Below are 16,535 nucleotides of genomic sequence, written 5' to 3' on the forward strand. Positions count from 1 at the left end.
TTTCTAGCAGATCTAACTTGGAATCAATATGAGAATTCTAGGCGTGATGATGCTCTAAGGACAGACTGAGATTAAGATTGTTACTCAACCCTTCTAATTCTGCTATAAGTTCTTTGGCAGGACGCACATACAACTCCTTACCTACTCGTATCTGTACATGCTGCTTATGAGCATCGGTTATATCCAAGTCAACAGGCGTATTTCCTGGAAATTGCGCTAATTTTTCTTTCAAACTCCTGATAATATTGGCATTTGAGTGTTCTATCCTTATTTTAACGTTTGCAACCAGCTTATAAACCTCTTCAAGCGGAAAGACGTAATTAGCAATTATCTTGGGGCTCTCTTCCTTTAGATTAAGCCGACCTGAAACAAAAACCACAGAGTGACCCTGCAAATAACGTTCATATTCTTTAAACACTCTAGGAAAGACTATAACCTCTACAGAGCCCTCCAGGTCTTCAATCTTTAAAACTGCCATCTTTTCTTGTTTCTTACGAGTCGTTAAATGGCGGATCTTATTTATTAGTCCAACAATGACAACATCTTCGGAGTCAGCGCGGCTAGCTAGCTTAGCTATAGAACAAATGGCTAGCCTGGATATATCCCTCTCGTACTTTGCTAAAGGGTGCCCTGTAACATAAAATCCTAAAACCTCCTTTTCAAAAGTCAAGACTTGAGTCTTAGGCCATTCATTAATCTTTGGTAATTCCTGGCTGTCTTTAAGAATTATATCAAAAGAGCTCTTGTCAGTTTCAAAGAAAGATAGCTGGGGGCAATTGCGTTCCTTCTGAACCCTTGAACCAATCTCGATAGCCTTTAGCAAGACCGTCATCAGCTGCGCCCGATGTGCCCCAAAACAATCTAATGCCCCACACTTAATTAAGCTCTCCAGCACCTTCTTATTCACTAATCTCGAATCAACGCGCTGACAAAGGTCAAACAAAGACATAAACTTACCGTCTTTTTTTCTTGCCTCTAATACGGAATCTATGGCACCTCTTCCTACATTTTTTACGGCCAGAAGTCCAAAGCGTATAGTTCTATCATCTTCTACAGTAAAATCAGCAAAACTTTCATTAATATTAGGCGTAGAAATCTTTATCTTGAGTACCTGCGCTTGTTTGACATACTCCACGATTTTATCAGTATTGTCTTTTTCGCTTGAAAGAAGCGCACACATGAATTCAACAGGATAGTTGGCCTTTAGATATGCGGTGCGATATGAAATAAGGGCATAGGCGGCAGAATGACTCCGGTTAAATCCGTAACCAGAAAAATAATCAATCAAATCAAATATCCTGCGTGCAATTGCTTTATCAATCTTGTTCTTAGCACAGCCATCGGCAAATACTCTACGTTGTTCCTCCATAACCTCAGGTATCTTCTTACTCATTGCCCGACGCAACATATCAGCTTGAGAGAGTGAAAAACCTGCTAATTCACTTGCTATGCGCATAACCTGTTCTTGATATACTATTATTCCATAGGTCTCTTCTAATATCGGCTCCAATTTAGAATGCTCATAGTGAATATGCAGCTTGCTACGTTTTCGGGTGATATAATCATCAAGCATACCACTACCTATAGGACCAGGACGATATAGGGCAAGCAAGGCAATCAAATCTTCAAAACGAGTAGGCTGCGAACGCCTTAAGAGATCACGCATGCCTGAACTTTCAAGCTGGAAAATTCCAATACTCTTTGCAGCCGAAAGCAAATCAAAAGTCCTTTTATCATCCAAGGGTATCTCATGGATTTTAATATCTATATTATGACGCTTCTTTATAATCTTTACGGCCTGTTCAATTACAGTAAGGGTCCTTAAACCCAAAAAATCCATTTTAAGCAGACCGATTTTTGCTACGGCATTCATTGAATAACCTGTAGTCAGCTGGCCCTCTGCCTGAAAAAGAGGTACATATTCATTTAATGGCTTATCTGAGATAACAACTCCGGCAGCATGTGTCGAGGCATGCCGCGTCAGGCCTTCTAAAACCCTGGCAGTGTCAATAAGTCTCCTGATCTGTGCATCAGTCTTATAGAGATTGGCCAATTCTGATTCTGATTTAACTGCTTCTGCGAGATGGATATTAGGATCATGGGGGATTAATTTTGCAATTCTATCTACATCTGCATAAGGTATACCCATAACCCTGCCTACATCACGAATAACTGCGCGTGCCTGCATTGTTCCAAAGGTAATGATCTGGGCGACATTTTGACTGCTGTATTTGGCTGTGACGTAGTCAATTACCTCGCCTCTTCTTTCATAACAAAAATCTATGTCAATATCCGGCAGGCTTAAACGCTGCGGATTCAAAAAGCGCTCAAAAATCAAGCTGTACTTTAAAGGATCAATATCCGTTATACTCAGAAGAAAACTCACCAAGCTTCCCGCAGCAGAACCCCTGCCCGGCCCTACGGGGATATCATGTTCTTTCGCATAATGGATAAAATCCCAGACAATAAGGAAATAACTCGTAAATCCGGTCTCCTTTATAATATCCAATTCATGCTCAAGCCTTGCTTTTATTGCAGGCGTGACCTCCTGATATCTCTTTTTTAGGCCTTCCTTGCATAGATTGCGTAAGTAATCTTCTTTAGAAATTCCTCCCGGCACATTAAAATTAGGCAAATGCGTCTTGGAAAAATCTAGTTCTAGATTGCATTTTTCAGTTATGGCAATAGTATTTGAAATAGCCTCGGGCGCATAACTAAAACGCTCTTTCATCTCCTGGGGGCTTTTAAAATAAAACTCATCTGTCTGAAATCTCATTCGATTCGGGTCTGAAAGCATTGACTGTGTTTGTATGCACAGTAGCGCCTCATGCGCTGCGGCATGTTCTTTTAGAAGATAATGCACATCATTTGTAGCTACCAAGGGGATATTTAGCTCTTTGGAGATCTTTAATAATCCTTCATTGACCTTGGTTTGCTCTGGGATTCCATTTTCTTGAATCTCTAAATAAAAATTGCCTTTTCCAAGAATCTGATAATATTCATCAGCAACCTTAAATGCATCATTCATTCTGGAGGCAGCAATCAAAGATGAGATCTCTCCCTTTAGGCAGGCACTTAAACCGATTAAACCTTCCTGATACTTACTCAATGACTCTTTGTCAATGCGTGGCCGATAATAGAAACCTTCCAGATAGCCGATGGAAGTCAATTTCATAAGATTCTTATAGCCCATTTCATCCTTAGCTAATAGGATAAGATGGTAAGAGCTTTCAGAAATACCTGAGGAAGATTTCTCAAATCTACTTTTTGGGGCAACGTAGACCTCAGAACCAATTATTGGCTTTATACCTGCCTTCATTGCCGCAAGATAAAAATCAATTGCCCCAAACATATTACCGTGATCAGTAATAGTTAAGGCCGGCATCCTAAATTGTTGGGCAAGCTTTACTATCTCTTTAATTCGGCAGGCGCCGTCTAGAAGGCTGTATTGGGTATGCAAATGAAGATGGACAAAATCAGAATGCGGCATGATACCTTGAATAAAAATGGATTAAGGAAATTTGGATGTGCTCTTATTATACCAGATTTAAAACTAGGTAGGTATTAATTTTTAAACCCTGAGATTAAATCTATTATTCGCGCATTGCAGTCGGCGCAAAAATCTTTAAATACTATTATTCCCATTCAATAGTTGCCGGCGGCTTTGAACTTATGTCATAGACTACACGATTGACGCCTCTTATTTCATTGATAACTCGATTAGAGATTATTTCTAAAAGGCCTCTAGGTAGCCTTGCCCAGTCAGCTGTCATACCATCTCGGCTCGTAACAGCCCGGATTGCAACCACATTCTCATAAGAGCGTTTATCACCCATGACTCCCACTGTTTTTATCGGTAACAAAACTGCAAATGCCTGCCAGATAGCATCGTATTTACCAGCCTTTTTTATCTCTTCAATAACAATCGCATCAACCTCTCTTAGAATCTCCAAGCGCGCCTCAGTTACCTCTCCGATTATACGCACAGCAAGCCCTGGTCCAGGAAACGGATGTCGATTAGCTATCGAGCCAGGTAATTCTAATACGTGTGCAATCTGCCTCACCTCATCCTTGAATAATTCTCTTAAAGGCTCTATAAGTTTTAGCTTTAAATTCTTAGGCAGGCCTCCCACATTGTGATGGCTTTTTATTTTGGCACTGGGAGATCCAGTGCTTGAGACTGACTCTATAACGTCTGGATAAAGCGTGCCTTGTGCGAGAAATTTTGCATCCTTAAATTTACGCGCCTCTTCTTTAAATACGTTTATAAATTCGCGTCCGATAATTATGCGTTTCTTCTCTGGGTCAGTAACCCTCCTCAGCTTGCTTAAGAAACGTTTTCTGGCGTCTACAAAATCAATGTCCAGATTAAGGTTATCCGCGAATGTCTCTTTTAGCCTTTTTGCTTCATCTTTTCTCAGGAGACCATTATCAACAAAAATACACTTTGACTGTCTAGAACAGGCCTTATGTAAAAGTATAGCCAATACAGAAGAATCAACCCCGCCTGAGAGCCCACAGATAACCTCACCCTTACCAACCTTGTTTCTGATATTGGAAATTGTCTCTTTAACAAACGACTCTATCTGCCAAGTGCCTTTACATTTACAAATTTTAAATAAAAAATTAGCTAATATATTATTACCCAAAGGAGTATGGACAACCTCAGGATGAAACTGAACGCCATAAATCCTTTTTTTAGCATTGGCAATACTGGCAAAAGTACTATTCCTACTATGGGCAATCGCACTAAAGTTTACAGGCGCTTTCTTTAGACAATCTCCGTGGCTCATCCAGCAGGAAATCTTCTTTGGCAAAGACTTAAATAAATCACCCCTGCTTTTTATAAGAAGATTTGCCTTCCCGTATTCGCGCCTCCCACTACGCCCTACCTCTCCACCCAATAAATAAGCCATTAATTGCATTCCGTAACAAATCCCTAAGATAGGAATGCCAAGATTAAAGATGCCTTTATGAGGTAAGGGGGCATTGCGATCATAAACGCTTGCCGGACCACCAGAGAGAATTATGCCTTTGGGTTTGAGTGCGCGAATGCGACTTGGACTAATGGAAAATGGAACAATCTGACTGTAGGCCTTTAGTTCACGGATGCGCCTTGCTATCAACTGAGTATACTGAGAACCAAAGTCTAATATTAGGATAGTTTCGCGAGACATTAAGGAAGTGAATTATTTGCCCATTCCTACTCGTTGTACAGCCTGAAAGATTTTTCCCTCGGTCTGAATAGAAGGGGCAATAATTATTTCTACATCGTGCATCTGGCGAATTGTTGACACGCCAAGAGAGCCCATTGAAGTTGCTAAGGCACCCATCAAATTCTGTGAGCCGTCATCGACTTTAGCCGGCCCGAAAAGAATCTCTTCTAAGGTTCCTACTGTCTTGACATTAATACGCGTACCGCGAGGAAGGTTAACATGACTGGTTGCCATACCCCAATGAAAACCGCCTCCGGGAGCCTCTTTTGCCCTGGCAAAGGAAGAACCAATCATTACTGCATCCGAACCAGAGGCAAACGCCTTGCATATATCCCCACCCGTATGCATACCACCGTCACATATTATAGGAACGTATCTGCCTGAACGTTTATAATAGTAATCCCTGGCAGCAGCTGCATCAATTGTAGCTGTAACCTGAGGCACGCCAATACCAAGAACGCCGCGCGTAGTACAGGCTGCTCCAGGACCAATGCCAACAAGTACACCAGCAACACCAGTAGAAAGTAAATCTAACGTAACCTCATGGGTAACACAGTTGCCGACTAAAACCGGCACCTTCATGCCTTCTACAAACTTCTTTATATCTAAAGACTTGTATGCCTTCGAAATATGTTTCGCTGTGGTAACCGTAGACTGAATTACAAAAAAATCAACTCCGGCTGAGGAGGCAATCTCTCCAAAACGCTTAGCATTCTGGGGAGTACAACTTACAATCACAGAAACCTTCTCTTCTTTTATCTGACCTATTCTTTTGGCAACCAACTTTTCTTTAATCGGCTCTTTATAAATTGACTGTACTAATCTAGTTGCCTCTTCGTTTCCAGCCTTGGCTATTTTTCTTAAAACAAGGGCTGGCTTCTCGTAGCGAGTCTGTATGCCTTCGAGGTTTAAGACTGCAAGACCTCCTAATTTTCCCATTGTTACAGCAAAACGGACATCAACCACCCCATCCATTGCTGCAGCAATTATCGGTACCTTGAATGATTTATCTCCCAACTTAAAACTGGTATCTACCTCAAGAGGATTCACAGTCACATTTCCCGGGACAAGCGCAACCTCATCAAAACCATAACAACGTCTTGCTCGCCTTCCTATGCCAACCCATTCTGCCATGTTAAAAGCTCCATTTTTAACACAGGTAATCAGCTGTGTTTTTAGTTATAAATATAGGCTTTCTTGATGAATTAACATTCTATCTAATCTTAATAACAATGTCAATTTAAAAAATAGATTTGATTAGGGTGCTAGAGTCATAAAATTTAAAAAAATAGGCAGGACAAACCACTCTATCCTGCCTATCTGTTTTTTCTTGTGAGAGAATGCGCAAATTAGCTTATTAATACATTCCTCCACCCATGCCGCCCATACCACCCATACCACCTGGAGGCATTGCCGGGCCAGCCTTATCCGTCTCAGGTTTATCTACAACTAAGGCCTCGGTTGTAAGCATTAGTGCTGCAATACTTGCAGCATTCTGTAGCGCAGAACGAGTAACCTTGGTAGGATCAATTATTCCCGCCTTTATCATGTCAGTGTATTTATCGTCATTGACGTCGTAGCCTACATTCCCCTTTAATTCTTTGATCTTTTGAACCACAACAGAACCTTCTAAACCGGCATTCTTCGCAAGTTGTCTTGCAGGTTCTTCCAGCGCACGTTTTACAATACCTACACCAATCTGCTCATCGCCTTTCAGCTTTAATTCATTCAAGGAATCTATGGTACGTAGTAAAGCCACTCCGCCACCCGGGACTATTCCTTCTTCTTTTGCTGCGCGAGTTGCATGCAAGGCATCTTCTACGCGTGCCTTCTTTTCCTTCATTTCAGTTTCAGTAGCTGCTCCCACGTTAATTACAGCAACGCCACCAGCTAATTTTGCTAAACGCTCCTGTAATTTCTCGCGGTCATAATCTGAGTCGCTTAATTCCACCTGCTTCTTTATTTGAGAGATTCTAGCATTAAGGTCAGCTGTCTTTCCTGCGCCTTCAACTATCGTAGTATTCTCTTTATCAATCTTTATTCTCTTGGCGCGGCCTAGATCATCTAAACCGATATTCTCTAACTTTATTCCTAAATCTTCAGTTATTGCTTTTCCGCCAGTAAGTATGGCGATATCTTCCAGCATTTCCTTACGTCTATCACCATAACCAGGAGCCTTAACTGCAGCAGTGACTAATGTTCCTCTGATCTTATTGACTACCAAAGTAGCCAATGCCTCACCCTCAATATCCTCAGCAATAATAATCAGAGGTTTGCCGCCCTTTGCCACCTGTTCTAATAGCGGTAGTATATCTTTAAGGCTTGAAATCTTCTTTTCGTAAATTAAAATAAGCGGATTATCAAGTACACACTCCATGCGTTCGGAATCAGTAACAAAATAAGGAGAAAGATAACCCTGATCAAACTGCATACCTTCAACTAAATCCATTGTTGTAGCCAAGGATTTTGCCTCCTCAACTGTAATTACGCCGTCTGTGCCTACCTTATCCATTGCATCAGCAATTAAATCACCGATAAGCTTATCACAGTTTGATGCAATAAATCCAACCTGAGCCACCTCTTTCTTCTCGCTTAATTCTGTAGATAAACCCTTTAATCCAGCAACAACCTTTTCTACTGCCTTTTCGATTCCGCGCTTTAAGGCCATTGGATTTGCGCCAGCAGTAACGTTCCTTAAGCCTTCCTTGTAAATTGATTCTGCTAAAATTGTTGCTGTGGTAGTACCATCACCAGCAATATCAGAGGTTTTTTCAGCAACCTCTTTAACCATCTGAGCACCCATATTTTCATATGGATCTTCCAGATCTATCTCTTTTGCTACTGTTACGCCGTCTTTGGTAATTGTGGGAGAGCCGAATTTCTTATCTAGAACTACATTCCTTCCCTTAGGACCCAAAGTTACCTTGACGGTCGAAGCAAGCTTCTCCACGCCGCGCATAATAGCATGCCTTGCTTCCTCGCCAAATGCTAACTGCTTTGCCATTGTCTTTCCTCCTTCTTGAATAATTCTCTCTTATTTTAGAATCGCAAATATATCCTCTTCTCGCATGATAAGAAGCTCTTGGCCATCTTTGGTAGTAACTTCTGTTCCGGAATATTTTCCATAAAGGACCTTATCGCCAACTTTAACCTCTAATTTTTGAAGAGTCCCTTCTTTGCCAATCTTTCCTTTTCCTACTGCAACTACTTTACCTTCTTGAGGCTTCTCTTTTGCGGTATCTGGTAGAACAATGCCGCCTTTTGTTTTAGTTTCAGCCTCTAATGATTTAACAACTACACGATCTCCTAATGGCTGAATATTCATACAACAACCTCCTTCCTTTAAGTTAAATTATGTAACTTCTTCTGATACGTTAAGTTTCGTGCCTCTTGGAATCTATTTGTTTTTTTAGCACTCGATTTTTAAGAGTGCTAAGAAAGGTATTCTACATTAAAGTAAAATTTTGTCAAGAGTTTTTTTAAAAACCAAGGGTTAAGCGCAAGATTATATCTGAGCTAACAAATTAAGGGCTTTCAAGGTTAGGTCTTCATCTACAATATCTATGCTTCCAGCCAGGAATCTACGAATGATCTTTATGTCACCGCCAGTTGCAGCTACCTTAGCATTTTTGCCGATTTTTTTCTTCACCTCTTTAATCAGCTCCTTAATCATGCATGAAAAACCAAAGAACAATCCGCTATATATACTCTGGCTCGTTGTTCTTCCTATCAAAGGCAGTTTAGCTGGCTTTTTGCTTAAGCTTAAACTTGGAAGTAATGCTGTTTTTTGCGAAAGTGCCTCAAGACTTATCTTTAGACCGGGTGTGATTATGCCGCCAAGATAGGCGCGGCCTTTAGAAACAGCTTCAATAGTAACAGCTGTTCCAAAGTCCAAGATTATGAGTGGCTGACCATAGAACCTTGCGGCAGCATAAGCAGTAACTAATCTATCCTGACCAACAGACTCGGGGTGTTTATATAAATTTTTTATTGGGACAATTAAATCTTCGCCGCAAAATACAGGTTTAACTTTAAGGATTTTCCTTAACTCGAAGCTCAACACCTTATTCATATCCGGCACAACGCTACATATTATTATTGCATCTGGATGCGCCCCTAAATGCTTAAGACGCATAAGATGTCTTCTTAAAACAGGCCGGCTTGATCTGGTTGCAATACTAATTTTAGATTTTAATACAGATTTTCTAAATAGACCAATACTAATATTGGTATTGCCTACGTCTATAGCTATTATCAGAGATTTTCTATTTTTCAATTTTAACCTTCTCCTTTCTTAAGCTAAGAAGTTTATCGCGAATCTGAGCAGCACTTTCAAACTGCAAATTACGTGCTGCCAGTTCCATATCATGTTCAAGTTCAGCTATTATTATCTCCCTTTCAAATTCATGCGGAGTTAGATCTGTCTGCTCTCTGACCAATTCCCCTGCTTCATATTCCTTCTCAATGCCCTCTGAAATCGCCTTTTTTATTCCGCGCGGCGTTATCTTATTGCGACGATTAAATTCTATCTGTTTTTTCCTTCTGCGATTGCATTCTGAAATTGCGGCCTTCATTGACCCGGTAATTCTATCTGCATACATAATAACAGTTCCGTTGATATTACGCGCTGCCCTGCCTGCAGTCTGAATCAAAGAAGTCTCAGAACGCAGGAAACCTTCCTTGTCTGCATCAAGTATTGCTACTAAGGATACCTCTGGTAAATCCAGGCCTTCACGCAGGAGATTTATTCCCACAAGGCAATCAAACTTTTTCTTTCTTAAGTCCCTTAAAATCTGGCTACGACTAATTGTGTTGATTTCAGAATGTAAATAAGTAACATTTATGCCTTCTTCTTTAAGATAGGTTGAAAGATCTTCTGCCATTCGTTTCGTAAGTGTTGTAATCAATACACGCTCTGATCTTTTGGCCCTTAAACCTATCTCCTTTATCAAATCATCCACCTGACCCCTAGTCTCTCTCAGGATAATCTCCGGATCAACGAGCCCGGTGGGCCTTATAATCTGCTCAACTATTTTAGACTTACTTCTTTCAATCTCAAAGTTAGATGGCGTTGCCGATACATAAACTGTCTGATTGATTAAGGATAAAAATTCTTCAAACTTCAAAGGTCGGTTATCCAAACAGGAAGGCAAACGAAATCCATATTCAACAAGGGTTTGTTTTCTTGCTTTATCGCCTTCATACATACCTCTAATCTGAGGAACGGCAACATGTGATTCATCAATAATAAGAAGAAAATCCTTAGGAAAATAATCCACCAGACAATATGGTCTGCTGCCAGCAGGCCTTCCCGATAAATGCCGGGAGTAATTTTCAATTCCATGACAATACCCAACTTCCTTTAACATCTCCATATCATATTTAGTGCGGGTTGCCAACCGATGTGCCTCTAGAATCCTGCCTTCTTTTTTTAAACCTTTGAGTCTTTCCTCTAATTCTTTATCTATAGAAATCAAGGCAGACTCTATTTGGTTTTCACCTACCATAAAATGTTTTGCAGGGTATAGTGATATCTTATCCAGTGTAGAAATCACCTTGGAATTAAGCACTTGGAATGTTGAAATAGAAAGAATCTCATCTGTGCCTAATTCTAATCTGTAGGCATCCTGCAAATAAGGCGCAAATATATCCAAATGCTGGCCTCTAATCCTGAATTTTCCTGGTCTAAAATCAAAATCACTACGTTCATATTGCAAACTTACTAAATCCTGCATAATTTGCGTTCTATCCAGGTTCTGACCGACTTTAAACATCAAAGTTGAATCCTGATATTCCCTGGGTGAGCCTATATTATAAATACATGAAACCGATGCTACTATCAAGCAATCGCGTCTGGCCATTAGAGAGCTCGTAGCTGAAAGACGCAGGCGATCTAAGCGCTCATTGATTGAGGCATCCTTCTCTATATAGGTATCAGTAGCTGGAATATAGGCCTCTGGTTGATAGTAATCATAGTAACTGACAAAATACCCTACTGAATTTTGCGGAAAAAACCCCTTGAATTCAGTATAAAGCTGAGCAGCCAATGTCTTATTATGAGAAATAACCAATGCTGGTCGATTGATCTTCTCAATCAGATTGGCTAAGGTAAATGTTTTACCGCTTCCGGTTACTCCTAATAAAACCAAGGAATCAGCGCCTGCGGATATTTCTTTAAACAGAGAGTTAATAGCCTGGGGTTGGTCACCACAAGGCTTAAAATCAGAAACTAATTTGAATTTATCCATGGGTTAGATTAAGCGATATCTAAACTAAAATCTATAGCTTTAGGCGAATGGGTAAGGCAACCAACGGAAATGAAATCCACCCCAGTCTTTGCAATGGCATGCACATTCTGCAGAGAAACTCCACCCGAGGCCTCAAGTTTTGTTTTAGGGCTGAATCTTCTTTTCAAAATCAGGCATGTTTTTAATTGCGCAAGGCTCATATTATCAAGCATTATAATATCTGGAGCAAAATGAATGATTTGAGAAAATTCCTTTATGTTCTCGATTTCTATCTCAATCTTGGTATTACTGGAGGTTTTAAGTTTAGCCTTCTTGATTATATCTTTAAGATTATGGCCTCTTAGGATCTTTTTATGATTATCCTTAATAATAACTGAATCTGCAAGCGACATCCTATTTTTAATTCCGCCACCACAGCTAAAGGCATATTTCTCAAGCTGCCTCATAAGCGGAATTGTCTTTCGCGTATCCATAATCTTTACTTTTGTGCCTCTGACCTTGTTTAGGAATTTAGCTGTTAAGGTTGCAATGCCACTCATGTGAGAGAGAAAATTAAGAGCTACTCTCTCTCCGGAAAGAATTGCCCTGGCATTGCCGCTTATCTTAGCTACGATACTGCCTTTGCCTATTGCAGCCCCATCCTTAAATCTACTAACAAATTTTAAATGAGGGTGAATCGCCTTAAAGACTGCCTTTGCTACTGCCAGGCCTGAAAGGATACAATCCTCTCGCGCAATAATCTGTGCATTGGCTTTCCTCTTGCGTCCGATTAAGGCCTTTGTAGTAATATCAAAAGAGGCCTTATCCTCTCTTAATGCCTTAAGGACTATATCTTTAATCTTTGAATTATTTAAGTACACGATGAATTTCTTTTAGCTTTTTTAGGCTATGTTGATAAACCTGCAGTTTATCTCTCTGGCGAGTTAGGACATCTTTGGGGGCCTTTGCTAAGAACTGTTTATTTTTTAATTGGGAGGCGATATTCTCGCTATTTTTGGTTAATAGAGCAATGCGTTTTTCTATAGTTTTTAATCGGATTGCAGTATCACTAGCAGCAAAGGGTATATAAATACTCAAGCCCCCCTCTACATCCGCTATTGCCTTTGGCGGCTTCTTGGCAGAAACTGCAAACTCACAAGACTTAGACTTTGTTAACTCCTTAAATCTATGCTTCAGGCTTTCTAAAAAGGCAATATCCTTCTTAGAATCAGAGCTTACCAACACATCAATTAGGTCTGACTTATCAAGACCTAAGTCAGCACGTAAATCCCTTACCCTCTTGACCAAAGACATGAAAACAGCCATCTCGCTCTCCAGTCTAGAATCTATAAATTTAGTATTAACCTCAGGGTATGGTCCATACATTATTGAGACGTTATCAGCCTCAGCCTTGATCAGGGATGAAATCTCTTCAGTAATAAAAGGCATGAAAGGATGTAATAATTTTAAAAAGTCACTCATACAGTAAATTAATACAGCCTTGGTTTGAAGACGACCCTTAGCTACATCATCCTTAGCAATTTCAATAAACCAATCACAAAATTCGTGCCAGAAAAATTCGTACAAAGATTTAGCGCTCTCACTAAAATTATATTTTCCTAAATTGCTCCTGAGTCTAGCTATTGTGTGCTGCAATCTGCTCAAAATCCAGCGCTCAGCTAAATTTAAGTCTTTTAATTCAACTGCAGGCAGTTTGGATTCACCCATATTCATAAGGATGAATCTTGAGGCATTCCAGATTTTATTCGCAAAGTTCCTGCCCATTTGAAACTTCTCTTTTGATAAAAATATGTCCTGGCCTGTAGCAGTAAAAGATGCCAAGCTGAAACGTAAAACATCAGCCCCGTATTCATTAATTACCTCTAAGGGGTCAATAATATTGCCTAAAGACTTGGACATCTTTTTTCCCTCGATATCACGCACTGTACCGTGGATATAGACGTCATTAAACGGGATATCCTTCATAAATTCAAGCCCGGCCATAATCATCCTGGCAACCCAGAAGAATATTATCTCAGGTGCTGTAACCAAGCAATCTGTGGGATAAAAATATTTCAGATCTCTCAAGACCTTTTTGCTTTGACTTGGCCAGCCAAAAGTAGCAAAAGACCAAAGCCAGGAAGAAAACCAGGTATCAAGGACATCTTCATCCTGTTTAAGATTTGTCGACTTGCAAGAAAGGCAGGCCTTAGGATGCTCAATACTTGCCATTGGCTTACCCTTGCAATCCAGACAATACCATATCGGCAGTCTATGCCCCCACCAGATCTGGCGAGATATACACCAATCTCTGATATTCTCCATCCAGTTAAGATAGACCTTAGTCCAACGCTGGGGATAAAACTTTATCTTGCCTTTTTTCACCGCAAGAATAGCAGGTTTGGCCAGGGCCTTCATCTTAACAAACCATTGACGCGACAAATATGGTTCAATTATCGTATGACAACGATAACAATGACCAGCAGAAAGCTGATAATCCTCTATTTTTTCTAAAAGGCCTTCTGTTTTCAAATCTTCTAGAATCATCTGGCGCGCCTTAAATCTATCCAGGCCCTTGTATTTACCAGCGCGTTCATTCATTGATGCATCCGGATGCATGACATTTACAAACTCCAAGTTATGCCTCTTGCCTAATGACTCATCATTAGGATCATGGGCTGGAGTAACCTTTACTGCGCCTGTTCCAAATTCTTTATCTACAATACTGTCTGCAATAATCTTTATCTCTCTGTTGATCAGAGGCAGAATTAAAGTCTTGCCAATAAATTTGTTATAACGCTTATCTTTAGGATTCACTGCTACTGCCGTATCTCCCAACATCGTTTCAGGTCTAGTTGTGGCAACAATAATGAATTCATCAGGCCTATCCTGAAATGGATACTTTAAATAATAAAGATTGCCTTTTAATTCACTGTAGGGAGCCTCTTCATCTGAAAGGGCAGTAAGACAGCGCGGACACCAATTAATAACCTTATCATCCTGATAGATTAAACCTTTATTCCAAAGTTTAATAAAGACCTCTTTCACAGCATAAGAATAATCTTCATCCATAGTAAAGCGCGTACGTGACCAGTCACAGGAGGCGCCTATTTTTTTAAGTTGGTGTATTATCATCAAACCGTATTCCTCTTTCCACTTCCAGACCTCTCTTAAAAACTTTTCCCTGCCTAAATCCTGCCTTCTAAGCCCTTGCTTGGCTATTGCCTTTTCAACGACATTCTGGGTGGCAATTCCAGCATGATCTGTTCCTGGCATCCACAATGTTTCATAGCCAGCCATTCTGGCAAATCTAATAAGGACATCTTGGTAGGTATTGTTTAAGGCATGGCCCATATGCAAGATGCCAGTAACATTAGGCGGTGGTATCATAATAGTATAGGGACTCTTCCTGGAATTAATCTCAGCATGAAACAAACCTTGCCTCTGCCAGAAATCATACCATTTTTCTTCGATTTTTTCCGGATTATAGCGGGTAGGAATATCGGGGTTCATCATTGATTAGACTTTGCATCTTTAGATAATTTATATTCAACTGAATCCATTAATGCCTGCCAACTGGCTTCGATAATGTTTTCAGAAACGCCTACAGTTCCCCAGGAAGCCTCTTCATCTTGAGATTGAATCAACACCCTTACCTTAGCTGCTGTTCCGGATTTTGCATCCAGAACTCGAACCTTAAAATCAGATAGGCGCATCTTAGAAAGGGTTGGATAAAAACCTTTTAAAGATTTACGCAAGGCATTATCCAAGGCGTTTATAGGACCATCACCTTCAGCAGTAGTATGCTCAATTGCCTTATTGACTTTTAACTTGATAGTTGCCTCACTCACTAGTTTTCCGCTTTGTTTTTTCTCGATAATAACGCGAAAACTTTCAAGCTCGAAAAATTTGGAGTGCCTTTTAAATGCCTTTTGTAATAACAAGGCAAAGGATCCATCCGCAGCCTCAAATTGATATCCTTTATGCTCTAGGTCTTGCAAGAGTTTAAGCAACTTTTCAGCCTCAGGCGACTTTTTCTCCAAATCAAATTCCAGTTCTTTGGCCTTTATAACTAAAGGAGTCTTGCCTGCTAACTCCGAGACAAGAATCTTCCTGCTATTCCCCACTGCCTCTGGATCAATATGTTCGTAGGTCTTGGGGTTTTTTGTCATTGCATCAATATGCACGCCTCCTTTGTGAGCAAATGCAGAATGGCCCACAAAGGGGAGATTATTGGGTTGTATGATATTTGCTACTTCACAAATATAACGTGAAACCTCTGTAAGCTTTTTTAATTGAGCCTCAGATATGCAATTAATCCTAAGTTTTAATTTAGCTATGGCTATAACACTGCATAAGTCAGCATTGCCACAGCGCTCTCCTAATCCATTGATCGTTCCCTGTGCCTGAGAACAGCCATTCTCAATTGCAACAATCGAATTTGCAACTGCCAGCCCTAAATCATTATGCGTATGAATTCCCAAGGGAGCATTTATCTTAGAGCTAACTTCTTTTATTATCTCTCTAAGTTGGGAAGTAACTGTGCCGCCGTTAGTATCACAAAGCACAAGTAATTTTGCTCCGCTTGCTGCTGCGACCTCTAAGGTCTTTAGCGCATAATCCCTGTTGGACTTGTAGGCATCGAAGAAATGCTCGGCATCAAAAAATACCTCTCTTTTATTAGAAACCAGATATTTGATACTCGCCTCGATTATCCTAAGGTTCTCATCAAGACTCACCTTAAGCACATCCTTAACATGTAAATCCCAGGATTTACCAAAAATAGTAATTACCTTTGTTTGGGCCTGAAGCAATCTCTTTATGTTCTCATCTGTTAGGACAGTTTTATTTACCCGATGAGTCGAGCCAAAAGCAACTAGTTGACTAAAGCTTAATGGGTTCTTCTTCAAGATTTCAAATACCTTTCTGTCTTTGGTATTAGACGGCCAACCAGCCTCGATGAAATGGACACCCAGTTCGTCCAAAACCCTGGCAATCCTGATTTTATCCTCTAGGGAGAAAGAAATACCTTCTGTCTGAGCCCCATCGCGCAATGTGGTATCATATAAGAAAAGTGTTTTAGGTAACATTT

10 protein-coding genes are annotated in these 16,535 nt (G+C 40.3%); all 10 read right to left on the reverse strand.

The genetic code is table 11. The features are described 5' to 3' along the window. Positions 1-37 precede the first annotated feature (37 nt). Positions 38-3,490, reverse strand: coding sequence for a DNA polymerase III subunit alpha (locus tag KJ593_05350; GenBank protein ID MBU2541309.1), 3,453 nt, complete (start codon positions 3,488-3,490; stop codon positions 38-40). A 145-nt stretch (positions 3,491-3,635) separates the two neighbouring features. After that, on the reverse strand, positions 3,636-5,177 hold the full coding sequence (gene guaA, locus KJ593_05355; protein ID MBU2541310.1) for a glutamine-hydrolyzing GMP synthase: 1,542 nt from the start codon (positions 5,175-5,177) through the stop codon (positions 3,636-3,638). A 12-nt stretch (positions 5,178-5,189) separates the two neighbouring features. After that, positions 5,190-6,350 carry a GuaB3 family IMP dehydrogenase-related protein gene (locus KJ593_05360; protein MBU2541311.1) on the reverse strand — a complete coding sequence of 387 codons (1,161 nt, stop codon included), beginning with the start codon at positions 6,348-6,350 and terminating at the stop codon, positions 5,190-5,192. A gap of 223 nt (positions 6,351-6,573) precedes the next feature. Continuing rightward, a complete protein-coding gene (gene groL / locus KJ593_05365) occupies positions 6,574-8,220 on the reverse strand; it encodes a chaperonin GroEL (GenBank protein ID MBU2541312.1) in 1,647 nt (548 codons plus the stop codon). A gap of 30 nt (positions 8,221-8,250) precedes the next feature. Next, entirely contained in the window at positions 8,251-8,541 is a 291-nt protein-coding gene (gene groES, locus KJ593_05370) for a co-chaperone GroES (GenBank protein MBU2541313.1), read from the reverse strand. Between the two features lie 180 nt (positions 8,542-8,721). Then, a complete protein-coding gene (locus KJ593_05375) occupies positions 8,722-9,492 on the reverse strand; it encodes a type III pantothenate kinase (GenBank protein MBU2541314.1) in 771 nt (256 codons plus the stop codon). Further along, positions 9,482-11,464 carry an excinuclease ABC subunit UvrB gene (gene uvrB / locus KJ593_05380; protein MBU2541315.1) on the reverse strand — a complete coding sequence of 661 codons (1,983 nt, stop codon included), beginning with the start codon at positions 11,462-11,464 and terminating at the stop codon, positions 9,482-9,484. The genes KJ593_05375 and uvrB overlap by 11 nt, the downstream gene beginning before the upstream one ends. An 8-nt stretch (positions 11,465-11,472) precedes the next feature. Beyond that, positions 11,473-12,324 carry a carboxylating nicotinate-nucleotide diphosphorylase gene (gene nadC / locus KJ593_05385; protein MBU2541316.1) on the reverse strand — a complete coding sequence of 284 codons (852 nt, stop codon included), beginning with the start codon at positions 12,322-12,324 and terminating at the stop codon, positions 11,473-11,475. Beyond that, on the reverse strand, positions 12,311-14,956 hold the full coding sequence (locus tag KJ593_05390; GenBank protein ID MBU2541317.1) for a valine--tRNA ligase: 2,646 nt from the start codon (positions 14,954-14,956) through the stop codon (positions 12,311-12,313). The genes nadC and KJ593_05390 overlap by 14 nt, the downstream gene beginning before the upstream one ends. After that, the gene (cimA, locus tag KJ593_05395) at positions 14,956-16,533 is read right to left on the reverse strand and encodes a citramalate synthase (protein ID MBU2541318.1); all 1,578 of its coding nucleotides are present in this window, start codon (positions 16,531-16,533) and stop codon (positions 14,956-14,958) included. The genes KJ593_05390 and cimA overlap by 1 nt, the downstream gene beginning before the upstream one ends. Between the last annotated feature and the right edge of the window lie 2 nt (positions 16,534-16,535).

The sequence above is a fragment of the Candidatus Omnitrophota bacterium genome, from assembly GCA_018830005.1.
Taxonomy (GTDB): domain Bacteria; phylum Omnitrophota; class Gorgyraeia; order JAHJTE01; family JAHJTE01; genus JAHJTE01.